At 52.1% G+C, this 24,891-nt stretch carries 16 protein-coding genes; 6 read left to right on the top strand and 10 right to left on the bottom strand.

The window, feature by feature from the left end; genetic code table 11:
• Positions 1–3: 3 nt before the first annotated feature.
• From ACQ9LF_RS03330 to ACQ9LF_RS03285, 10 genes are all read right to left on the bottom strand, one after another.
• Entirely contained in the window at positions 4–306 is a 303-nt protein-coding gene (locus ACQ9LF_RS03330; protein ID WP_462487945.1) for a (2Fe-2S) ferredoxin domain-containing protein, read from the bottom strand.
• Positions 307–329: 23 nt separating this feature from the next.
• Positions 330–1,604 (bottom strand): radical SAM protein, encoded by a 1,275-nt coding sequence (locus ACQ9LF_RS03325; protein WP_462487944.1) that lies wholly within the window; start codon positions 1,602–1,604, stop codon positions 330–332.
• Between the two features lie 35 nt (positions 1,605–1,639).
• Entirely contained in the window at positions 1,640–2,992 is a 1,353-nt protein-coding gene (locus ACQ9LF_RS03320; RefSeq protein ID WP_462487943.1) for a nitrogenase component 1, read from the bottom strand.
• A 1-nt stretch (position 2,993) separates the two neighbouring features.
• Complete coding sequence (nifE, locus tag ACQ9LF_RS03315; protein WP_462487942.1) at positions 2,994–4,349, bottom strand: nitrogenase iron-molybdenum cofactor biosynthesis protein NifE; 1,356 nt, start codon at positions 4,347–4,349, stop codon at positions 2,994–2,996.
• Between the two features lie 30 nt (positions 4,350–4,379).
• The gene (gene nifK / locus ACQ9LF_RS03310) at positions 4,380–5,759 is read right to left on the bottom strand and encodes a nitrogenase molybdenum-iron protein subunit beta (protein ID WP_462487941.1); all 1,380 of its coding nucleotides are present in this window, start codon (positions 5,757–5,759) and stop codon (positions 4,380–4,382) included.
• Positions 5,760–5,778: 19 nt separating this feature from the next.
• Positions 5,779–7,407 (bottom strand): nitrogenase molybdenum-iron protein alpha chain, encoded by a 1,629-nt coding sequence (nifD, locus tag ACQ9LF_RS03305; RefSeq protein ID WP_462487940.1) that lies wholly within the window; start codon positions 7,405–7,407, stop codon positions 5,779–5,781.
• 17 nt (positions 7,408–7,424) lie between these two features.
• The gene (locus ACQ9LF_RS03300; RefSeq protein ID WP_462487939.1) at positions 7,425–7,823 is read right to left on the bottom strand and encodes a P-II family nitrogen regulator; all 399 of its coding nucleotides are present in this window, start codon (positions 7,821–7,823) and stop codon (positions 7,425–7,427) included.
• 17 nt (positions 7,824–7,840) lie between these two features.
• Positions 7,841–8,167 carry a P-II family nitrogen regulator gene (locus ACQ9LF_RS03295; RefSeq protein ID WP_462487938.1) on the bottom strand — a complete coding sequence of 109 codons (327 nt, stop codon included), beginning with the start codon at positions 8,165–8,167 and terminating at the stop codon, positions 7,841–7,843.
• 36 nt (positions 8,168–8,203) lie between these two features.
• Positions 8,204–9,022 (bottom strand): nitrogenase iron protein, encoded by an 819-nt coding sequence (nifH, locus tag ACQ9LF_RS03290; protein WP_462487937.1) that lies wholly within the window; start codon positions 9,020–9,022, stop codon positions 8,204–8,206.
• Positions 9,023–9,545: 523 nt separating this feature from the next.
• Entirely contained in the window at positions 9,546–11,102 is a 1,557-nt protein-coding gene (locus ACQ9LF_RS03285) for a sigma-54 interaction domain-containing protein (protein ID WP_462487936.1), read from the bottom strand.
• Between the two features lie 398 nt (positions 11,103–11,500).
• Here ACQ9LF_RS03285 and ACQ9LF_RS03280 point away from each other — a divergent pair, with 398 nt between their 5' ends.
• The 6 genes from ACQ9LF_RS03280 (at position 11,501) to ACQ9LF_RS03255 (ending at position 24,834) form a co-directional block, all read left to right on the top strand.
• The gene (locus tag ACQ9LF_RS03280) at positions 11,501–12,019 is read left to right on the top strand and encodes a sigma-70 family RNA polymerase sigma factor (protein ID WP_462487935.1); all 519 of its coding nucleotides are present in this window, start codon (positions 11,501–11,503) and stop codon (positions 12,017–12,019) included.
• Entirely contained in the window at positions 12,019–13,695 is a 1,677-nt protein-coding gene (locus ACQ9LF_RS03275; protein WP_462487934.1) for a FecR domain-containing protein, read from the top strand. Before ACQ9LF_RS03280 ends, ACQ9LF_RS03275 begins: the two co-directional genes overlap by 1 nt.
• 183 nt (positions 13,696–13,878) lie before the next feature.
• A complete protein-coding gene (locus ACQ9LF_RS03270; RefSeq protein ID WP_462487933.1) occupies positions 13,879–15,984 on the top strand; it encodes a LamG-like jellyroll fold domain-containing protein in 2,106 nt (701 codons plus the stop codon).
• 199 nt (positions 15,985–16,183) lie between these two features.
• Entirely contained in the window at positions 16,184–21,004 is a 4,821-nt protein-coding gene (locus tag ACQ9LF_RS03265) for a family 43 glycosylhydrolase (RefSeq protein WP_462487932.1), read from the top strand.
• A 29-nt stretch (positions 21,005–21,033) separates the two neighbouring features.
• Positions 21,034–23,430, top strand: a complete 2,397-nt coding sequence (locus ACQ9LF_RS03260) for a glycoside hydrolase family 127 protein (RefSeq protein ID WP_462487931.1) — start codon at positions 21,034–21,036, stop codon at positions 23,428–23,430.
• A gap of 12 nt (positions 23,431–23,442) precedes the next feature.
• Positions 23,443–24,834 (top strand): MFS transporter, encoded by a 1,392-nt coding sequence (locus tag ACQ9LF_RS03255; protein WP_462487930.1) that lies wholly within the window; start codon positions 23,443–23,445, stop codon positions 24,832–24,834.
• Positions 24,835–24,891: the final 57 nt, after the last annotated feature.

Below are 24,891 nucleotides of genomic sequence, written 5' to 3'. Positions count from 1 at the left end.
ATCTCAGCATAACAGGTACTCCTCGACGGCTTTGCCTTCCTGCAGGGCGTCGAGAATTTCATCCACGCGTTCTTCGGTGAGTTCTCCATACCACCACCCCTCGGGATAGACCACCATGGCCGGGCCGCGGTCGCAGACCTTCAGGCAGCCGGTGCTGGATACCATGGCGTCCAGCCTGCGATCTAAAATACCCTCTTCGACATACTGCATAAAGCCGGCAGCGCCCTTTTTGTTGCAGACGCCCTGGGGTTCCCCGCTAAGACGAAAACTGTTACAGATGAAAATATGGTGTTTTGGTTTTTTCATAATGTATCTCCTGTGGTCAAGGGTTAGACTGAACACCCACACCCGCCGGCGGATTTGGCTTTGGCGCATCCGGATTGGCAGGCACTGGGTTTGGATACGGATACAATGGGTTTTCCTTCGAAGAAATCTTTTAAGACCAGCTCAATCAAGCCTTCGGTCTGAATGACTTTAACCCCGTGAGTTTCCATGGCTCGGACCGGCGCGGGACCTGCCTGACAGGTGAAGATTGCCTGACAGTCATGGAGGATTTCAGCAAGCTGCTGCCATCGCAGGTCACCGTCACCGGCCGGAGGCGTAGTTCGTGTTTCAATCCATTGGACCTGGTTATTTTCGAATCCGTAAATATGAACAGTGGCTGCGCGTCCCAGGTGCTGATTAATTAATGCTCCTTCCATGGTGGCAACGGCCGCATAAGGCCGGCTGGGGACGGATTCTCTGCCGGAAGCGATCTGCCGCATCAGTGTCATGGCCTGATGGGAGACGCTATCCCCCAGGCAGCCGACGGCGTCCGCCCGGCAGCGGGTACAGTGGCGCATCTGGGGCAGATAACATTCCGCCTGACGCCGTACGGCTTCGACAGCTTCTTTGCCGGGGGGGATGATTTCTGCAAAGGGTGTATTGGGGACATGGCACATCCCGATGCAGTTGAATAGATCCGCACCCTGCTCAGCCACGACGCGGGCGACATCGGCGATATGATGGTCGTTGACGCCGGGAATCAGGATTGAATTGATTTTGGCGGTCAGGCCTTTCTGCCGGCACAGACGCAGCGATTCCATCTGCCGCGATAAGAGGACTTCGGCGGCGGCCCGTCCGCGATAGATTTTTTTGCCGTCCCGCACCCAGGAATAAATCACCTGGCCGATGTCCGGGTCCACGGCATTAATGGTCATGGTCAGGTGGGTGACGTTGAGTTTGACCATCTCCTCAACATAGGGGGCCACATTGAGGCCATTGGAGGCGACACACAGCAGCATGGTTGGGAAGTCAGCACGCACACGCCGCAGGGTGTCCATCGTTTCTTCGGGATTAGCGAAGGGATCTCCAGGGCCGGCAATTCCGACGACCGACAAATGGGGCATCCGTTCCACCATTTGATGGAGATAGGTTATCGCCTGCGCTGGTGTCAGGACGGTGCCAGTGACACCGGGGCGATTCTCATTGACGCAGTCGTATTTGCGATCGCAGAAATTGCACTGGATATTGCACTTCGGGGCCACAGGCAAATGTATCCGTCCGAACTGCGATTTTGCATTTTCATTGAAACAGGGGTGTTTGGTTCTGTCCAGTGTCATCATACAGCCTCGTTTTCTTTGTAATCCTTTCTATGGTGTTATAAATGGGTATAACCAATAGAACAGTGATCTTGTTGATGTTCCAGTATTGCATTGACGATTCGGTCAAACAGGTGCTGGGTCCCCTGATAGCCGATGGCGGTCATACGTGAGGCGCCGATACGGTCGTGTATCGGCAGGCCCAGCCGGACCAGCGGGATATTAAGATTTCGGGACATTTTATAACCATTGCTGTCGCCGATGAGAATGTCGGGTTTCAGTTCTGCGGCCCTCTGTTCGATCGTGGCGAAATCCGTGTCTTCAACGACGGTGATGGAATCCATTGTGCCGGGCAGATGCTCTCGCAGGTGTTCCTGCAGAGTGCCTTTGTGGTCGCCGGCGGCACACAGGATGGGGACCATGCCGATTTCGCAGAGGAATATTGCCAGAGCGGCAACCCAGTCGGCAGGGCCGTACAGCACGGCTTTTTTGCCAAAGACATATTTGTGTGCATCGACATAAGAGTCAATCAGGCGGCTGCGCTGGGCGGTAAAGCGGGCGGGAATGTCTCTGGCAGACAGGACGCTGAGCCGCTCGAAGAAGGTATCACACTGTCTGACGCCGACCGGCAACGGCAGCATGTACAGGGGAGTTCCGAACCGCCGGAGCAGAGTTTCGCCTGCCGAGGTGGCAAAATCACCGGTTGCGCTGAATTCGATTGTGGCCTGGGCCTGTCCGCAGCGGCGGATGGACTCGATGGGTGTTCCGGATTCAATGTTTTTTTCGTATCGGCTCCAGATGCCGCTGTCCAGGGCATCGCTGTAATCGGGCAACAGGGTTGCCTGCAATCCAAACTCGGCGAAGATATCCTTCAAATGGCGGATGTCTTCGGGGCAGATCATTCCGCTGAATACGTTGATATGTCTGCCTGTCGGGCCGGGCTGGGCCAGCTTTTCCACGACTGCTTTGACGGCCCGGTGGAATCCGTCGCTGTGCGAACCGTGATAACTGGGAGTCGAAACTGACACCAGAATCGGGCCATCCTCAGGCAGTTCCTGCTCAAGGCGGTGAATCATCTGCGGGATATCCTCCCCGATGGTTTCGGCCAGGCAGGTTGTGGCGATACCGATCAGGCGGGGGTGGTATTGTTCGATGACGGCGTGGATTCCTGTATGCAGATTCTGCCAGCCGCCGAAAATCACCGAGGACTCGCCGAAATTGGAGCAGGCGATATCCACCGGTTCACGGAAATGGCCAATCAGGTACCGGCGGATATAGGTGCTGCATCCCTGCGAACCGTGCAGGAAGGGGACTGCATCGGCGATTCCGCTGAAAACCATTGCGGCCCCCAGTGGCGTACACATCCTGCATGGATTGCGTGTGGAAACGGCAATTGTGGATTGAGTGTCCATATCAGTTTCTCCCAGGCCGGGGATTGCGGCTGTCAATCAGTTTCCAGACCGGACTCATGATGGTGGTGTGGACTTCCCGGGCAAAATTAAGCATGCCCTCAAATCCGGCCAGCGATATTTTGCGTTCGTGGTTATGGTCGCAGAATCCGATCCCCAGTTTGTAGGCAACGGGGCGTTCTTTGACGCCGCCGATAAACAGGTCGATACGGGTTTCCTGGGCAAATCGAACCAGTTCCATGATATTGGCATCATCGACAATTATCGTGCCCTCGTCACAAAAAGCTTCAAGACGCTGATAGTCCTCGGGGCTGCCGGTCTGCGAGCCGACGAAGGCGGTCTGGATGCCCAGCAGACGCAGTGAATCGACCAGTGAAAAGGCTTTGAAGGCGCCGCCGGTGTAGATGCCGGCTTTTTTGCCCTGCAAGTCCTGACGGAAGCGGGTGATTTCCGGCATCACCCGCTGTATTTCCTGACGAACGAGTGATTGAGTGCGTTCCAGTACTTTATTGTCGGCAAAGAATTCAGCCACATCGTACAAGGCTTTGCTCATGTCCTGAATGCCGAAATACGAGACGTGGATATACGGGATTCCGTATTTTTCCTGCATGTGTCGGGCCAGATGAATCATTGAACCACTGCATTGCACGACATTGAGTTTGGCCCCGTGGGCACGTCGGATATCATCTACCCGGCCGTCGCCGGTGATGGTGGAGACGACCTCAATGCCCATGCGGGTGTAATAATCCCGAATCATCCAGGTTTCGCCAGCGATGTTGAAATCACCGAGGATATTCAGGCTCATCGGGCCGATCTGTGAGGTATCGCCGGTGCCGACTAATTGTGACAGGGCGTTGCAGGCGGCGCGATAGCCGTCTTTTTTGGTGCCTTTGAATCCCTCGGAAGCGACCGAAATCACCGTCAGGCCGGTTTCGCGGGCGACTCGTTTGCAGACGGCTTCGACATCGTCGCCGATGACGCCGACGATACAAGTGGAATACACAAATGCCGCCCGCGGCTGGTAATGGGCAATCAATTCTGTCAGACAGCGATATAATTTATCTTCGCCGCCGTGGATGACATCCTGTTCCCGCAGATCAGTGGTAAAGCTTATCCGGTGCAGTTGCGGGCCGGAGGATAAGGCCCCGCGGATATCCCAGGTATAAGCGGCACAACCCACCGGGCCATGTATCAGGTGCAGGGCGTCGGCGATGGGGTACAAAACCACCCGGCTGCCGCAGAAGACACAGGCCCTCTGGCTGACTGCCCCGGCCAGGCTGTGTTTTTCACATGCCATCTCAAACGGCTGTCTGCCTTTGCGGTGTATCTGGTTTTGTCTTTTTTCAAGAATGCCTGACATGGGAAGGTTCCATTCATACCCGGGATTGGGTTACATGACCAATTCAAAGCTTTCTTCCGGCGCGTCACGATCCTGACGATCCATCAGCAGACCGAGGATCTTTTCAAGGATACGCATGGCGCCGACATAGCCGACCGTCGGGAAATACGAGTGGCCGATGCGGTCCAGAATCGGGAACCCGAAACGCAGCAGGGGTATATCCTCGTCGCGACTGATATATTTGCCGTAGGTATTGCCGATGAGCAAGTCCACTTTTTCCTGTTTGATCCACTGATGCATCAGGAACATATCGGCATTGGCACCTTCTCGGACCTTGGCCTCCGGGACTTTGCCCTGTAGGGCTTTTTCGATCCGGGACAGAAATTTTTTGCCGGGGGTGCCGGTGACGATATAGACCGGCCGCATATCCAGATCGACCAGGAATTCCGTCAGTGAAACCAGTTGATCCGGGTCGCCCCATAAGGCCACGCGTTTGCCGTAAAAGTATTGGTGCATATCGGTGATGATATCCATCAGCCGACCGCGTTCATCTTCCAGTGCGGCGGGGATATCAACACGGCAAATGCGGCGCATCGTATCAATAAACCGATCTGTGGCACGGAGTCCGATGGGCAGTTCGAGAACCTCGCAGGGGACTTTGCACTTGGTGTCCAGTTCCCGGGCGCCGGCCAGGGATGCGGTACGGCCCAGTGCCAGGGTCATCTGGCTCTGGCCGGCACGCTGGATATCCGCGATGGGAGTGCCGCCTTTGGGATAGAATTCCAGTGTGCCGGTCTGCGGGCAATCCAAAACATCGGATGTGTCCGGGAACAGGATAAATTTGACGCCCATCATGGTACAGAGGCGTTTGATTTCCCGCATATCTGACGGTTCGACCCAGCCGGGGATGATGTTGATGGTTTTGGTCTGCGGTCCCGGCTCGGAAAAATAGGCTGCCATGCCTTTGACCATGTTGGAAAACCCCGTCACATGTGAGCCGACGTAGCTTGGCGTATTGGCATGGATGACGTATTTGCCTTCGGGGATAAATTTCTTGTCTCTTGCGGCAGCGATGATCTGCGGAATATCATCACCGATCGTTTCTGACAGGCAGGTCGTGTGGATTGCAATGACATCCGGTTCATAAATTGAAAAGATGTTATGAATGGCCTGCAGCAGGTTGCTCTGGCCGCCGAAGACGGAAGAGCCTTCGGTAAATGAACTGGTGGCGGCCATGACCGGTTCCTTATAGTGCCGGGTCAGGGTGCTGCGGTGATAGGCACAGCAGCCCTGCGAGCCGTGGCTGTGCGGCAGGCAGCGATGGATGCCCAGCGCCGCATACAACGCGCCGATGGGTTGACAGGTTTTGGCCGGGTTGATGGTCAGCGCCGACCGTTCCTGGACGTGTGAAGTAGTATGACGTAGCAACATAAAGTCCTCGTTTCAGGAGTTAACTATTGACTAATTCCGCTTCCAGCAGGGGTTTTCCATGGACCCGCCACGGAGCTTTGATAAACGACCATATCCGGGTATTGACCATGCGGTCTACGGTTTTGTAGAAGTTGACAGCACCCTTGAATCCGGCAAACGGCCCGCCGTAGTCATAGCTGTGAAGCTGCAGGCAGGGGATGCCGGATTTCTGAACGCTGAATTTTTCCTTGATGCCGGCACAGAATATCGCCGGTTTATATATCTCCAGCAGCATTTCGGTTTCATGCTGGCTGATGTCGTCAATGACCAGCGTCTGATTATCCATCTGGGGCATCATGCCTTCGTAGTCCCGAACTTCCAGTCCTTTTTCATGGAGCAGCCTGAGCTGCTCTTCGGTGCGGCGGGGACGATATTGTTCCGGGTCCGGCTCGACGGTCAGTTCCTCAATATTGCGGCTGTCGGCGTCCACTTGGATTGTCGGCAGCACTTTGCGACCTTCGTAGTCGTCGCGATGAGCAAATTCATAGCCGGCGGCGATGGTTTTGATGCCGATTTCGTTGAATAAATCCTGGTAGTGGTGCGCCCGGCTGCCGCCGACAAACAGCATGGCCCGTTTTCCTTGGCAGCGGCTTTTGATCTCTTTACGGATTGCTTCAATCGCTTTCATTTCTTCGTCAATCACTTTTTCCACGCGAGCCGTCAGCTCGGGATTGTCAAAATAAGCCGCAATTTTACGCAGGGATTTGGCGGTGGATTCGGCGCCGATAAAGTTGACTTTAATCCACGGAACCCCGTATTTCTTTTCGATCATATCCGCGACATAATTAATCGAACGATGGCACATGACACAATTCAGGTCGGCGGTGTGAGCTTTTTCAAATTTGCCGATGGTGCTGTTGCCGCTGAATGTGGCGACCAGTTTGATGCCGCATCGCTCGAGGAGATCATCGATGACAAAGGCATCGCCGCCGATGTTGTATTCGCCCAGCAGGCAGATTTTGAACGGATGCGGATCGACGGTATCGTCGCGGCCAATCACATGTTTGAACAACTGGTTGTTGGCAATGTGATGTCCCGCTGACTGACTGACGCCTTTATAGCCTTCGCAACTGAATCCAAAGACATTAATCCCCAGTTTCTCCTTCATGTCCCGACAAACCGCGTGCACGTCGTCACCAATCAGTCCGACCGGGCAGGTCGAAAAAACCGCGATGGCTTTGGGTTTGAACAGGTCATAGGCTTCCTGAATCGCCTGGCGGAGTTTTTTCTCTCCGCCAAAGATAATCTGGTCGTCCTGCATATCGGTTGAAAAACAGTAGGTCATAAAATTATGATCCTCAGGCCCCTCCGGACGGGTCTGGTTGCGGCGGGTCAGCCAGGAATAGAATCCGCAGCCGATAGGTCCGTGTGTGATATTGACGATATCCCGGGTCGGGCCCAGCACGACGCCTTTGCACCCGGCATAGGTACAGCCTCGCTGGGTGATAATCCCCGGGGTTGTTCGTACGTTAGCTGTGATTTCGGGGACCGTCTGATTGTCGCCAACTGTGTTAATGACAATCTGCTGGGAGCGTTTTCGGGCGACCTTGGTCGGATATTTTTGAATCAGTTTCTCTTTGATTTTGGATGGATCGGGTTGATGCGCCATTGTGACACCTCATGGGGTTAGGTTTTGACAGGTTCGTTATTTTCGTCAAGGGCTTTGTCGCCTTTTTCTGCGGTACGGATGCGGATGGCGTCCAGCAGCGGCTGCACAAATATCTTGCCGTCGCCGGGACTGCCGGTCTTGTTGACCTCGATGACCGTCTTGACAACGGTCGGTACCTTTGCATCGGGTACAACGATGGTCAGCATCCGCTTGGGAAAGAGCCTGGGGCCGGAGCCGAGTTGATTAATCGCCTCTTCATACCCCTTTTCAGCACCCTTGAGCAGCAGGGTATTGATTTTGCCGCGTCCCCGGCCGGTGACTTTCCTGGCCGTCAGCGAGTAAATCCCGGCATCGGCCAGCGCCCGCTTGGTTTCATTCATCTTGTTGATGCGAATAATCGCAATCACTTCTTTCATGGATTACACTCCTTTGGTCAGACTTCTTTTTGGCCGGAACTGACGGTATAGACTTCCTCGACGGCGGTAACAAAGATCTTGCCATCTCCGAATGCCCCTTTGGAGCCTGTCCGTGCAGCCTTCATAATGGTTTCAATCACAAAATCTTTTTCGCTGTCGGGCACGACGGTCATAAGCAGTTCCTTGGGCAGTTCATCATAGGTGATTTCACCGATTTTGACGCCGCGCTGCTTGCCGCGGCCGTAAACGTCCATCTTGGTTACTGCCGGAAAGCCTGCGTACATCAGTGCGGACAGGACTTCATCCACCTTTTCGGGACGAACGATGGCACGAATCATAATCATAGTATGGGGTTCCTTTCTGTATGGGTCAACGTCAGGTTAATTCAGCATGCCGTAATCCAGCAGCAGCTTTTCCAGTTCATCAATTTGCAGCGGTTTGGGAATCACGAACATCTGGTTCTGGTCGATGTTGCGGGCCAGCGTGCGATATTCATTGGCCTGCGGGGCATCCTTGTTCCAGTCGATGACGGTCTTGCGGTTGATTTCGGCCCGCTGTACATCGTTGTCGCGCGGCAGGAAGTGAATCATCTGGGTTCCGAGTTTCTTGGCGAAAGCCTCGATCATCTCCCGTTCATTGTCCACTTTTCGGCTGTTGCAGATCAGTCCCCCGAGACGCACACCGCCGGCCTCGGCGAATTTGACGATCCCCTTGCAGATGTTGTTGGCTGCGTACATGGCCATCATTTCGCCGGAGCACACAATATAAATCTCTTCGGCCTTGCCTTCACGGATCGGCATGGCAAATCCGCCGCAGACCACGTCGCCCAGCACATCATAGAAGGCATAATCCAGATCCGTCTTATAAGCACCCAACTGCTCCAGCAGATTAATTGAGGTGATGATGCCGCGACCCGCACACCCGACACCTGGCTCCGGCCCGCCGGATTCGACACACAACGTTCCGCCATAACCCAGGCGTCGCACATCGTCCAGATCAACATCTTCGCCTTCCTCACGCAACGTATCCAGAACGGTCTTTTGTGCCAGTCCGCCCAGCAGCAGGCGTGTCGAATCGGCCTTGGGATCGCAGCCCACCACCATGATCTTCTTGCCCATCTCAGCCAGTGCCGCAACGGTGTTCTGGGTGGTGGTTGATTTTCCGATACCGCCTTTGCCGTAAATCGCAATCTTTCTCATTGAACAAACTCCTGATAAATCTGTTATACATGTTTTACCAACGAACTCTGATTGTCTATTCGCAAGCGGTGTGCCGGATTCAGAAAATCAAAAAAAACGTCTGGAAGATTTTTAAAAGTCTTGAAATTGAATAAAAAAAAGGGATTTTCCGCCAGAGAATGGAAGAGCAAAGGAGGTTTTCTGAATGCAGGCTTTGAGATGCACATGGAAATAGTTGTTACAAAATGCCTTTAAGCGGTATTGAAGAATGGTCGAATGCGTCGTAACTCGATGTCAAATACAGAATTAAAAACATTCGGAAAAATTTGTCACATCAGTCGGTCGATGGAAATAATTGTCAGACCCAACAGGAATGATTATGCCGCGATGGTTATGGGCTGGTTCTATTCCCGAGGGGGAGATTCCCTTGCATTGGTGCCATGATGATGCGATTGCTGGAATCTGGGGAGAGGGAAGTCAGGTTAGAATAAAAACGCCGGCCTATGATTTGCCGGCGTCAAAACAGGGACACAGAGAAGAGGTCTTATTTTTTATACTGAATATTCAGCTTTTGAATTTTGTATCGCAGCATGCGTTCGGTAATGCCCAGTTCGCGGGCGACACAACTGATGCGGCCGCTGTAGCGTTTGAGGGAATCAATGATCATATCCCGTTCAAGCAGTCCGACACGTGCTTTTAGTGTGCCTTGTGGGGTCATTTCCTGATGGGTCGGGATTTGCAGTGTGGGCGGCAGATGATACCCGTGAATCACTCCGTCGTCAGTCAGCAGGATGGCATGTTCGATGCAGTTTTCCAGTTCGCGAACATTGCCCGGCCAGTGATACGCCATCATCATGTTGATCGCAGTGGTGCTGATGCGGCGGATTTTTTTGCCCAGCTTTTGCGATAAGGTTTCAATAAAGTGGTCCGCCAGCAGCAGCAAATCGTCCCGACGTTCCCGCAGGGGGGGAAGATAAATCGGAAACACATTGATCCGATAATAAAAATCCGGTCGGAACAGGTTTTCCCTGACAAGCTGCTCAAGATTGCGATTGGTGGCCGCGATAATGCGAACATCGGTTTTCAGCGTTATATTGCTGCCGACTCGCTGAAACTCCTTTTCCTGGAGGACCCGAAGCAATTTGACCTGGATAGCAGGGGAAAAATCGCCGATTTCATCCAGAAACAGGGTGCCCCCATTGGCTTCTTCAAGTCTGCCGATGCGGTTTTGGATGGCCCCGGTGAACGCGCCTTTTTCGTGCCCAAACAGTTCACTTTCAAGGATATTTTCGTTAAGCGCCGAACAATTGACTTTGATGAACGGCTTGCCGGCACGCGGCCCTGCATAATGTACAGCGGAGGCGACCAGCTCTTTCCCCGTGCCGGTTTCACCGCGTATCAATACAGTGGTGGTACCGACTGCGACCTGCTGGATTTTCTGATAAACCATCCGCATGGAATTGGAATTGCCGATAATATTGTCGGGACGATATTTTTCACGCAATTCATTTTTAAGCCGGACGTTTTCTTCGGTCAGACTTTGCTTTTCGATCAATAAGTCCCGGCGGTGATGCAGATCGTTGGAGACCATCGCCGCGATAATGCTTAAAAATCGCTGGGTTTCATTGAGATACTCCATATTGCCGGCGGGGGCATCCACGGCAAAGGTGCCGATAATTTCATTGTTCAGGGTAATCGGTACGCAGATAAAGCTGTATTCCCGATCGTGTTTGTCCTGCCGCAGATGAATTCGACCTTGAAACTCCGGTTCATCTGCAATACGAGGAATGATTGCCGGCTGACCTGTAGCCAGAACCCGGCCGGTAATGCCTTCACCCCGTTGATAGCGAACAGCATGGGCTTGGGAGTGTGTTTCTTCCTGGCTGGCGGCTTCGACAACCAGCTCCCGCCCATCAGGCGTGGACAGCATAAATACACCCCTGCGCATCCCCATTTGTTCTCGCAGGACGTCCAGAAGTTCATTGAGCATTTGTTTCTGGCCTGAACTGCGACTGATGATCTGCAAAATTGTATGCAGCGTATTGAGCTGCCGGAGCGGCCGGCTGGATGGTTCTGGTTCGGCTGGTTTTTCTTTCAACATTATTGTATCAAAATATCATCTTAAATACAAAATTGTAAGCAATCGCTACCTGTTCTTTTTATCGGTCTGCTCTGGAGTGTTGATTTTTCAGCAGATAACGCGGTTCCAGAGCGTTTGATCCACGTATTGCAAATGTGGTGTTGCAAAGGCTGTACCAATTTTCAAAAACTAATGGAAAGCTCTTGAAGCGGAAATGTAAAATTGTTTCGGACAGCATTTAAAGTCCGGCCGACGAAATCAAGTCTCGTTTTTTGTCAAAATGTAACTAATTGTAAATAAATGAGATAAAACGTATTTAGAGGGTTTTGCTCGGAAATCTTTAGAAACTTAGGACGTTTTTACATTACATAATGAGGAATGGTTGAATTCCAAATGTGACAATTAGGTCTTAGGTGATTGTGGACAAGAAAAGCTCAAAATTCTTTGGTTTGTATAACGGCATTCATGGCAGCCTGATGTCTTATATTATGATGATGGTGCATAACCAGACGGCCGCGGAGGATTTGCTTCAGGAAACAGCTACAATCATGTGGGAGAATTTTGACCAGTTTCAGGAAGGGACTAATTTTACCGCCTGGGCGATGACCATTGCCAGAAATAAAACGCTTGAGTATTTACGGGAAAACCGGAAAACCAAAAAACTCCTTCATCATGAATTTTATAACCGACTGTCGCATGTGGCGGAAACCTCCGCCCAGGATTATGGGCTTCGCGTCAAGGCACTGAACCATTGTTTGGAAAAGCTGGACGCAAAAGACAAGAAATTAATCAGCCTTCGTTATCGGGACAATGTATCCGTGAAAGATATTGCCCTGAAGGTTGGCCGGCCGACAAGTACCTTATATTTTCGTATTTCGCATATCATAAATATGCTTAATTTGTGTATTTCGAGATCTTTGTCTAATCAGGACCTGTGATGCGGCAAAACTCCAATGAAATAGGTACACTGATTTTTAAATTGCTGGAAAACTGTATTACAGACAAAGAGATTCAGCAATTAGACGATTATCTTGCGCATCATCCCGAAGCGATCCACGAGTACTGTAATTATGTCAAAAACTACACCGCTTTGCGGACAAAACTGAATGAGCAGGGCCGGATCTGCGGTGACGTGCTGCTGGATAAGTGTTTCGACCAGACGATGTGGCAGAGACTGGCCGAGGACGAAAAAAACTCTCCGACGGTTGAGGTTGTTCAGGAGCCTGATCCCAAGCCCAGAATTTTTGTCGATAAAGTGGAATATCCCAAACTGGTCCGCAGAGTGAGTGCGGGTGCTGTTATTGCGGCTGTGGTTTCGGCTGCGGCGATGATCCTGATTTTCCTGTTTGCGTATCTGGCACCGCCGGCCACAGGTTTTAAGGTGGCGGTCCTGGCGGATAGTATCCAGGCCAAATGGGCGACGACGCATGATGCGATGGATAAAGGGGATCCTGTCCTGACCAGCCGCAGTGATGTCGTGCTGCAGGAAGGCTGCGTCACGTTTCTGTTTGATAATGGTGCTCAGGTCACTCTGGAAGGGCCTTGTGCCTTTCAGGTTCGCACCGAAGACCAGATTAAGATGCGATACGGCAGGCTGTATGCGATTGTACCGCGGGAAGCGGTCGGATTTTCGGTGTACACGGACAATGCCAAGATTATTGATCTGGGTACGGAGTTTGGTGTTCAGGCCGATATTGGCGGGGATACCTCCCTGTATGTGATGCGGGGCAAGACGACTCTGATTGCGGGTGTTGAAGCGTCCAAAGAGATTGTGGAAGTCGTGGCCGGGATGAGTAAAAGGGTTGCCGCCGATACACTGGCTATTTCGGATATTCCGTTCCTGCAGACGCATTTTGTGCGAACGATCCATTCCGACAGCAATACCATCTGGAGGGGCCAGAAAACACTGAGTCTCGCTGATATTGTCGGCGGCGGCAACGGGCTGGGTACAGGAGCCATTGACTGGGGCATTGACCTGCCCAGCGGGAATTTCATCAAACCTGAGGGAATGCCCCAATATTACGCCATCGCCAATGTCTATCATCCCGTGCCTTCCAACCCGTATATCGACGGCGTTTTTGTTCCCAATGGTCAATCACAGCAGATAGTCAGTTCTCTGGGCCATATTTTCCAGGAATGTCCCCCATCCAGCGGGGCCTGTTACGGAACCATTACCAGTGCGATTAGGATTCTGGATACCCAGACGAATCAGGATTCTGCCATGTCGGGCTCCTGGAATGCCCATTGTGTTTTGATGCATGCCAATATGGGAATCACGTATGATCTTCAGGCTATCCGCAGTCTGTTGCCTGCGACTAAAATTACGCGTTTCCAGACTCGGTTCGGAATTGAAAAGCAGGCAATACGTCCCGAGGCCAGTAATGCGGATTTCTGGATTCTGGTCGATGGAAAAATCAGGCATCAAAGAACACAAGTCAAGGAAAAAACGCTGTTTTCAGCGGATATCGAGATTTCAGACCAGGACCGATTTTTGACTCTGATTACCACGGACGGGCAGGATCCGGAAGGGCGTATCTGGGATCATGTGCCGCTTACGGCGATTGACAGCGACTGGTGTATGTACGCCGATCCGGTTTTGGTTTTGGAGCAGTGATCTGGCATTGAGAGAACCAGGGGGACAGGGTGATGCCGCGTGGGAAATCAATATGTGGATAACGCAGCGGTGTTCAGCTGCGACAAATGGAAACGGATTAAATAAGGTTCGATATTCGAGCCCATGTGTACTGGGTATGATGTTTGTAATAATACGAAACCCTTTTTTGTGGAGGAACAAAAGATGAGAACAATGTGTTTGTTGTTTGTGGCACTGTGTGCCGCGACGAGTTTTGGGGTTGTCATCTATGACAATCCCAACGGTGGCACGACAGCTGCCTGGAACTGGGGGACGGATATCTGTACGCATTCCGTCGCCGAAGTCGATATCGGTGGTGGAAATATCGTCATTCGCCATACGGGGGTGGTCAGTAATACTTCCGGTGAAGGCAAAAATGCCCGATTTGGTTCCAAGTGGGACTTTACGGTATCTGGGAATACCAGTGCCAACCCGGCGGACTATAACGTTTCGTTTGATATCCGCAATGTCTCGGGCAACTGGAACCCCATCGTATTGGGGGTTGCCATTGTCACCCCCAATCCTGCCGTCGGCGGGGACCAGTACGGCCATGGATTTGCCAATCTGAGCATCTCTCAGGCAGACGGGTGGGTCCATGTGAAATTTAATTTGGCCGATTTTGTGAATAACTGGTGGCAGGGAGCCAATTGGGATTTGCTGCAGTCCACCTGGTCGATGGAAATTGGCCAGCCCTGGCCGGGGGATGTGATGCCCAATGGGACATCCTTTACCCAGGTGTGGGAAATGGACAATCTTAAAATCACCATGGGATCGGATGCTGAAGCTCATGAGCCAGAGGTTTTACCCGCTAACGATGATGGTTCGTTCGGTACATTGATCTCTCAGACCCAGGCCCAGGTTACATTCCGCTGGAAAGCGGGCGGAGATCCGGCGTATCTGACTGCATATCGGGTCAATCCTGCTATCAAGGGGCATTATCTCTATTTGAGCAACGGCAATCCGAGTGATCCAAATCTTTATCTGCTGGATTATGTGCAGCAGATTCATAATGCCGACCCCAACCTGACTGATCCATACAATATGTATGGGCCCGTTTCAGTCAAACAGGCCACCGAGTATTCCTGGAAGGTGGAAGAAGCGATTGCGGATCCCAATGGCAATCCTTACCCCGCCGGCCATGAAAACAATATTATGGGGCCGATCTGGACGTTCCATACGATTGCGGCCACTCCTGTGATTCTGGTTGGACCTGAAAATGCCCTGGCTGATTTCAACGGCAATGCATCGTTTAAAGTGACAGCCGGACCCGCAGCCACGGATTTCCGGTGGTTTAAAGTCGGCAGTCCGGATATCCAGTTGAGCGATGGTGGTATTTATTCGGGTACCCATACGACCACGCTGGTTATCACCGGTGCCACGGCTGCGGATGAAGGGCGGTATTATTGTATTGCCTACAACGGTTCTCCGGACGCCGGGGGGATTGCTTCAACCCCATCGAATTCGGCACGGTTATGGTATCCTCGGCTGGTCAGCCACTATCCGTTTGAGACGCTCACGAATAATGTCAGCCCTGATATCATCAGCGGGTTTGACGCAACGATGATGCAGGCCGGAGCTGGCCCGCTGCCGGGGCTGAGCAGTACCGATGCGAAAGTTGGAACATCCAGTCTGCTGCTGGACAATGCAAATGCACAAAGCGCTGATGGCCAGTATGCACAGATTCCTGCCGGCGTAGTCGATTACCAGGATATGACCATTAGTCTGTGGATTCGTCCCAGCAGTACTCTGGGGTGGAGCCGTGCTTTGGATTTTGGCAACGGGACGTCGAGTTATCTGTTCATTACGCCCGATGCCGGCTGGGGTGTGATGCGTTTTGCAATCAGGACTCCCTCCATTAACGAACAATTGCTGGAAACCAGTGCTCTTTCTGCCGGTCAGTGGTATCATGTCGCGGTCACTCTCACGGGCAATACCGGGCGTTTGTACCGTAACGGTGAACTGGTTGCGACCAATACGAGCATGACGATTAACCCGATTGATGTGGGTGCCGTATTGAACTATCTGGGCAAGAGTCAGTGGCCTGATCCTGAATTCAACGGCATGATTGACGACCTCAAGATTTGGAACTATGCTCTGACAACTGTGGATGTTGCCAAGGAATACCTGGCAATTCAGGGCGGGTCGGTATGCAACCGGGAAATCTATGATCAGCAGGCTTATGATACCAATGGCAACTGCATTATTGATTTGCCGGACTTTGCCAGTTTTGCCGCACGATGGCTGGAAGATGACCGCATTTATGCGGACTAAGCTGTCTTAGCTGCACGTAAACAAGGATTTCCGGGCGTCTAGTCAGACGCCCGGAAATCTCATTTTAAATGAGGGATGCTCTGGATTTGAAGGCTGCGATGGATATCTGCATAAAAAAGCTCTCCTGGCGAAGGGCTTCAAGCCGCCAATCCTGCCTGTTTGGCGTAAAGGACTTTTTTGTTTTTTAGGGGGAATGATCATGAACCAGTATAGAGTCAAGATTGCACACAGCCGTATCCTGTTAAAAACCTGTATTGCCATTATTCTCAGTCTTGCTGCCTGCCGGGTCTGGGCAGATTATCCGATAATGCCGCAGCATTATGCCGCGGATCCGACCGCAATTGAATGGAACGGTCGGCTGTATGTCTATTGTTCCAACGACGAAGAAAACAACGACACGGATTATCTGATGGATTCGATCGTTTGTTTTTCGACCGATGACCTTAAAAACTGGACGGATCATGGAGTGGTTTTTGATTCTGATTCCGTCTCCTGGATCGGCACGGCCTGGGCGCCGTGTATTGTCCGCAATAATAATAAATTTTATCTTTATTTTGGCGATCCCTATTGGGGGATTGGAGTGGTGACGAGTGATTCCCCGACCGGACCATTTACGGCTCCCAAAAATGGACTGGTGGTAAAACGCGAAGGATTATCGGGGGGGACTCCGGGGGCCAACAGCACCTGGGTGTTTGATCCCTGTGTGTTTGTGGATGATGATGGTCAGCCATATCTGTATTTTGGCGGTGGCGGCCCCAATCAGGCCCGTGTTATTAAACTGAATACAAATATGATCGATCCGATCGGATCGGCCCAGACGATAGAGATGCCGGATTTTTTTGAAGCATCCCACATGCATAAACGAGACGGCATTTATTATTTTTCTTATGCAGACAATTACGAGGATACGACTCCCGGCTCGCAGATTGCCTACATGACCAGCTCCAGCCCGATGAGCGGATTTGTGCGCCAAGGGGTGGCTCTTGGCACTCCGCCCAATAATTATGGCAACAACAACCATCACACATTTTTTACCTATCAGGGCCAGTGGTACTGTGTGTACCATAACCGTCATCAGGCGACGGTGGAAGGGATTGTGCCTACCGTGCATCGGAATATCTGTCTGGACCGTCTTTATTACAATTCGGATGGAACGATCCAGCAGGTTGTGATTACCCAGGATGGCCTTACTCAGTTAAAGTATCTCAATCCTTTTGTCCGGGTGGAAGGTGAGACGATTGCCCGCCAAAGCGGCATTAAAACCGAAGTCTGTACTGAAGGCGGGATGAATGTGACTGCGATTTCCAACGGGGACTGGATTGGGGTGCGGGGGGTGGATTTTGGGACTGGCGCTTTGAGTTTTCTGGCCCGTGTGGCCAGCGCCACTACCGGCAGCAGCATTGAATTGCGGCTGGACAGCCTCACTGGCACCGTCGTTGGGACCTGTTCGGTTCCGTACACCGGCAGCAGACAAACCTGGACGACGGTTGCCTGTAACGTGTCCGGGGTATCGGGGGGGCATGATTTGTACCTGAGGTTTATAGGGGGGCAGGGCGCTGATTTATTTAACCTGAACTGGTGGCAGTTCCAGCAGGTTGCAGTAACAGCGGCTTCCGTTTCGCTGGACTGGGCAACCCGCTATCAGACCATTGAGGGACTGGGCGGAGCAATTTGTTTCTATAATGGCTGGTTTACGGCTCATCCGTACAAAAAAGAGATCTTTGATTATGCCTTTTCCGGACTCAATCTGTCTATGCTGCGAATTGGCAACTGGTGGCGCGGGGTCAATGGTCAGGATACTGCCACATACGAAATTGTCGCCGCGGCAAATCAGCGGCTGGGCCGTCCCGTGCCTATCCTGATGACCTCCTGGTCTCCGCCGGCCTATCTCAAGAGCAATGGCGAGGTCGGCCATGGAGGAACACTGATTCAGGTCAATGGGGCCTATGATTATGATGGATTTGCCAACTACTGGCGCGACTCGCTTCAGGACTATATCGCCCGTGGTGTCAATCCGACCTGGATTGGCATTCAAAACGAACCGGACTGGACGGCCGATTATGATTCCTGCCGATTCAATCCCTCCGAAGTCCCTGTCAATGGGGAATCCTACGCGAGTTTTGCCCTGGCACAGGATGCGGTGTATCAAAAACTTCAGGCCACGATGGCCAATCCGCCCAAATTGCTGGGGCCGGAATGTGTGGGGCTTTATGGAAATGCGGCAGGGCTTCGCAATTATATGGCACAAATGAATCCTAACACATTTTACGGGATTGCGCATCACCTCTACGGCGGCAGCACGGACGGGACGCCGGATGGGTATAATTCCGCCTTTACAACGGTTTTGAACAGCTCCGATACGCTGTTCCCCGGCAAGCCGCGATTTATGACCGAATTTGGCGATATCAAAGGGCTGGTTCCCTGTGCGAATTTAATTCATAATTCGCTGGTGGTTGAACAGGTCAGCGGATACAACCATTGGAGTCTGATCTGGCCCGGCGATATTGGACTGGTCGAAATCGAGTTTCCGTGGGGATCAAGCAGCTGGACTTCTCCCAAGGGGTACTGGCTCAATCCATCGTATTGGTCGATGAAGCACTATTCCTATTACATTCAGCCGGGGTTCCGGCGGATTAAGGCCGGCTCCAATAATTCCGATGTTCTGGCGTCGGCTTATCTTTCGCCGGATGACAAACGGCTTGTGTCGGTACTGATCAATCGCAGTACGACCAAACCGGCCTGGGTGACTCTGAATCCCGGTTCGTTCCAATACGATGTGTCGAGCATTTATCAAACAGATGGCACGCGTACCTTTGAACCGCTGGGGCAGGTCATCGGTTCACAAATACTATTGCCCACAGCGTCGGTGACGACGGTGGTATGGGATCATTACGGTCCGGTGGCCCCGTCGGGTCTTCGCGCAACAAGGTTGTCCGGCAATCAAGTGAACCTGGGCTGGAATGCCTCTGCTGGTGCACTCAGCTATAATCTGAAACGCTCGACTGTCAGCGGGGGGCCTTATGATACCATTGCCTCCGGTCTGACGGTCACGGAGTTTGGTGATACCACGGTGGTTCCGGGATTGCAATACTATTATGTTGTGAGTGCCAATACGGCAAATGGGGAAAGCCGCGACAGTACCGAAGTGACGCCGGCAGTGCTGCGTACTTATTTAAAATGTGATGAAACCAGCGGCCTGACTGCTGCGGATGCCACCGGCAACGGCTGGTCAGGTACCCTGGTCAATGGTCCGGTATGGACGACAGGAAAATTCAGTAATGGCCTGGATCTGGACGGTACCAATGACCATGTTACCCTGCGGACAGGCATTGTTGATAATCTGACCGATTTTACCATCGCACTATGGGTCAATCTGGATACGATCAGCAACTGGTCACGCATATTTGACTTTGGAACGGGGACGTCTGTGAATATGTTCCTGACGCCGCGCAGCGGTTCCGGAGCGGTGCGTTTTGCGATTACGACCTCGGGAGCCGGCGGCGAAAAGCAGATCAATGGCACCGCGGCACTGCCGACGGGAATATGGACTCATGTCGCAGTGACCCTGGCAGGCAGTACGGGAATTCTCTATGTCAATGGAACAGAAGTGGGACGCAACAATTCCATGACTCTGACGCCAGACTCTTTGGGAGCTACAACACAGAACTATCTGGGCAGATCGCAATACTCGGCGGATCCTTATCTGAATGGACGAATCGATGAATTTCGCATCTATGCCGCGGCGTTGAGTGCGGCCGACATATCGGCTCTGTATGCAGAACAGGTTCCGGCTTATCCCGCTTCGCCTGTCAATCTGGCTGCGACAGCGATATCCGGCAGCCGGATTAACCTGAGCTGGAATGCGTCCTTCGGTGCCACAAACTACAACGTCAAACGCTCACTTGTCAACGGTGGGCCTTATACCCATGTTGCCAGTGTGTCAGGGACAAGCTTCAGCGATTCAGGGTTATCGGAGGTGACGACCTATTATTATGTTGTCAGTGCTGTCAACAGTGCCGGAGAAAGTGCTTATTCCGTACAGGCCGGCGCGACGACTTTGAGCACGCCTCCGGATGCCCCGACGGGCCTGAAGGCGACACCAGGCAATACGTCGATTCTCCTGAGCTGGGATGCCAATACGGAAGCTGATCTGGCAGGATACCGTGTTTATAGGTCAACAATATCTGGAAGCGGATATATCCAACTGAATGAAGTGTTGCTGGATGAGCCGGAATTTATAGACAGCCACGCTGCCTATTATACACCCTATTATTATACGGTAACTGCAGTTGACATCTATGGATATGAAAGTCCCTATGCGGCCGAAATTGCAGTGACGCTGACAGACAGCCAGGCGGTTCAACTCAGTGCCATTGATTTCGAACAAGGGTTTGGGGACTGGGGCAATATTACCGGCGAAGATACTCATGACTGGACCCGCTATTCAGGAAGTACGATAACGCCCAATACCGGTCCGGCCGGCGGGGCTGACGGCAGTACGTGGTATGCTTATCTGGAAACTTCCCCGGGGGGAGCCAACACTGCCGGTCAGAGTGCCATTTTGCAAAGTCCTGTGATTGCTGGTTTTAGGCGAGTCCTAAGCTTTTATTATCATATGTATGGCGATCAAACAGGAACTCTGAATATCGATGTCTATGATGGGACATGGCATTATGCGGTATGGAGTCTTAGTGGTCAGCAGCACAACTCCATCAGCGACGCCTATAGTCGGGCCATAGTCAATCTGTCGGACTATACCGGCCCGATTCAGATACGTTTTCGGGCGGTCGCCGCAGGCGGACCTCGGGGAGATATTGCTATTGATAATATTTCGGTTTTTGGTAGAATCCTTTACGGTGATGCCAATCTGGACAATGTTGTTGACACAAACGATCTTTTGACGTTTGCTGATAATTGGCTCCAGGAACATTGTGAACTGGATTTAGATGGTGACTGCTTGGTCAACCTTTATGAATTTGCAGCGTTCGCGAATAATTGGCTCGATCTTTCATATCAATAAATTAAGGAGAAAGAAAGGATTCTTAGTCAATGCATTTCAATAAAACGGCGGTGTTCCTGCTGAGTTGTTTGTTGGTAAGTCTGGGGTATGCAGCAGATTCTTTTCCCCTTCAGCAGGTTGAGCTTCTGGATGGACCATTTAAGCATGCGCAGGATGTGAATCTAAACCATTTGCTGCAGTATGATGTGGACCGGCTGTTGGCCCCTTATCTCAAAGAAGCGGGTCTGGAGCCCAAGGGGCAAAGCTATCCCAACTGGATTGGGTTGGATGGGCATATCGGCGGTCATTACCTGTCGGCGATGGCCATTTACACTGCGGTCACAGGCAATCAAGAGTGCCGCCGCCGGATGGACTATATGGTGGATGAGTTGGCCCGGTGCCAGAAGGCCAATGGGGACGGTTATGTAGGGGGGGTACCGGGAGGGCGAGATATCTGGCGTCAGGTCGCTGCGGGAAATCCGCGGGCTCCGCATAGGGCGTGGGTGCCCTGGTATAATCTGCATAAAACATTTGCAGGATTACGGGATGCCTGGATTTACGGACACAACGAGAAGGCTAAAACTATCCTGATAGGGCTTGGGGACTGGTGCGATAGACTGCTGGCCGACTATACACCCCAGCAGATGGAGACCATGATGGATCAGGAGCATGGCGGGATGAATGAGGTGCTGGCGGATCTGAGCCGGATCACAGGCAATGATAAATACCTCCGGCTGGCCAGGCGTTTCTCGCACCGTCAGCTGCTGGAACCGATGTCGCAGGGCAAAGACACCTTAGACAATAAACATGCCAATACGCAAGTCCCCAAGGCCGTTGGTTTTGCGCGAATTGCTGAACTGAGTCCCGACAAGCAGTTTGCCGATGCGGCCCGTTTTTTCTGGGACACCGTGGTTCACAACCGAACCCTGGCTTTTGGTGGTAACAGCCGGCGGGAACACTTTCCCAGCGCCGAAGCCTGTATTGAATTTGTGGAGGAGCGAGAAGGGCCGGAGTCCTGCAATACCTATAATATGCTGCGGTTGACCGAGATTCTGCATCGGATGGAACCGAAGGCTGACTATGCGGATTACTATGAACGGGCTTTGTTTAACCATATTCTTTCCACCCAGCACCCCGACCATGGCGGATATGTTTACTTTACGCCGGTCCGACCGCGTCACTATCGGGTGTATTCGGCACCCAACGAGGCCATGTGGTGCTGCGTCGGAACGGGAATGGAAAACCACGGACAATACGGACGATTCATCTATAGTCACGAGGCCCAAACGCTGCTGGTTAATTTATTTATTGCGTCCGAACTAAACTGGCCGGAGAAGGGGATCCGTGTACGTCAGGAAACCCGCTTTCCCTATGAGTCTCAGACTGTTTTAAAAATACGGGTGGATAAGCCGGTCCGTCTGATACTGAAGATTCGTCATCCCGAATGGGTGCCGCAAGACAATCTGCAAATGGAGCTTAATGGAGAATCCCTGCGGGTGGCTTCCAGGCCATCTTCGTATGCGTCGATTGACCGAGTCTGGAACGATGGAGATACACTGAAGGTGTCTTTGCCGATGCATACCAAGCTGGAACCGATGCCGAATGTGCCGGATTATGCGGCTATCCTTTACGGACCAATCGTCCTGGCGGCCAAAACCGGAACGGAAGACCTTCAGGGGCTGATTGCCGATGACGATCGCTGGGGGCATATTGCTCACGGACAACTGCTGCCGCTGGACGAGGCTCCCATGCTGGTCGGGGATATGGCTGCTATCGCTGAAAAGATTACACCGGTGGACCTCCATCGGCTTGAGTTTAAAGTGGACGAGATTGTCCGTCCCGAGTCATTCCGATCGCTGGTGCTGGAACCTTTTTATCAGGTGCATGATGCCCGGTATATGATGTATTGGCGGGTGGTGCGGCCGGAAGCCTACGCCCAAATCCAGGCGGAGTTAAAGGCCAAAGAACAGCAGCGGCTTTTGCTGGATCGACAGACCGTGGACCGTGTGATTCCCGGCGAGCAGCAGCCCGAGGCCGACCATAATCTCCAGCATAAAAACGCCGAAAGCGGGGTATTCAACAACCTCCATTTCCGCCATGTTCAGGCCCCGGGCTGGTTTAGTTATGATCTGAAGGTCATTCCGGATGTGCCGCTTGAGCTTTATGTGCTTTACTGGGGGCGGGAACGCGGTCGGCGGACATTTGATATTAAAGTAGATGGAGAAAAACTGGTTACCGAAAATCTGGCTGATAAATGGAACCGGGATGAATTTCAAGCCGTGCGATATCCGCTGCCGGAGGGCCTGGTCAAAGACAAAAAGACCATTACCGTAACGTTTGAACCGCATCCGGGTCATTATGCCGGCGGATTATTTGACTTACGAATTGTTCAGGGTATTATTGCCGGTGACAAGGATCGCTCCGGTACCGTCAAAACTTCGGATTAAAGGGAGATATCTATGCAGAATGAATCGCAACGACTTTCAGTGTTGGAAAAGGTTGGCTTTGGTCTGGGGGATACGGCATCCAATCTTTTCTTTCAGACCACGATCTATTTCCTGCTGTATTTTTATACCGATGTATTTGGTCTTTCTGCGGCGGCTATCGGCACGATGTTTTTAGTAACCCGTATTTGGGATGCGGTCAATGACCCGATTATGGGGGCAATTGCCGACCGTACCAGTACCCGCTGGGGGAAATTCAGGCCGTATCTGCTGTGGTTTGCCGTGCCGTTTGGAGTCATTGGTGTGCTGATGTTTACGACGCCCGATCTGAGTGCCGGCGGTAAATTGATCTGGGCTTATGTCACTTATACTCTGATGATGATGGTCTATACGGTGGTCAATGTCCCGTACTGTGCTCTGATGGGTGTGATTTCGCCCAATTCCATGGAACGGACGGTGGTCTCGTCCTATCGGTTTGTCCTGGCTTTTATCGGCATGTTTATCGTGCAGTATTCGCTGGTCAGGATGGTCGAATTCTTCGGCGGTTCAAAGGCCTCCACCAAAGGCTGGCAATATGCCATGATTGTGCTGTTTTCGCTGGCGGTCATTCTTTTCCTGATCACGTTCTTCTCGACCCGGGAACGTGTCAAGCCGCTTCATGAACAAAAAAATCCATTCCAGCAGGACATGTTTGATTTATTCAGAAATGGCCCGTGGATGCTGATCGGTTTTGCAACGGTGTTCCAGCTTGTTTATGTTTTGATTCGCGGCGGTACCATTGTCTATTATTTTGATTATTACATCCAGAGCCAGCAGGTGTCTTTATTTGGAAAGGCATGGACATTTACCTCGACTCAGCTTTCTTCGGCCTTTATGCTCTGTGGAACCATTGTTACTATTGGAGCGGCGATGACCACCAAGTGGTTTTGCAAAATCATGGATAAATCCAAGATTTATGCCGGATTTTTCCTTCTGGCAGCGATTACCACGGCGCTGGTATATTGGGTCAGTCCGCAAAACCTGGTGCTTTTGTTTGCTCTGCAAATTGTGACCTCGTTTTGCATGGGGCCGGTATCGGTTCTGCAATGGGCGATTTATACCGATACCGCCGATTACTCGGAATGGAAAACAGGCCGCCGGGCGACGGCTTTGATTATGGCTGCGTCCCTGTTTGCCTTGAAGATGGGTGTTGCGCTGGGCGGTGCGATTCTGGCCTGGATTCTCGCCTGGTACGGCTATCAGGCCAATCAGCCGCAGACGGAGTTGTCATTACGGGGTATTTGCCTTGCGATGAGTATCTATGCGGCTATTCCGGCGGCTATTGGCGCCCTGCTGATGTTCTTCTATCCCTTGACGAATCAACGGATGATGGCGATTGAGGCAGACCTGGCCCAGCAGCGAAAATAACGCAATCAGAATTCGGTTCTGGCGTCATTGTGTGTAGGATGCGAACATAAAAAACAT

This window comes from Anaeroglomus insulsum (assembly GCF_050689095.1).
Taxonomy (GTDB): Bacteria; Planctomycetota; Phycisphaerae; order Sedimentisphaerales; family Anaerohalosphaeraceae; genus Anaeroglomus; species Anaeroglomus insulsum.
The sequence above is the reverse complement of the archived record's forward strand: the minus strand, read 5'-3'. Positions and strand labels throughout refer to the sequence as shown.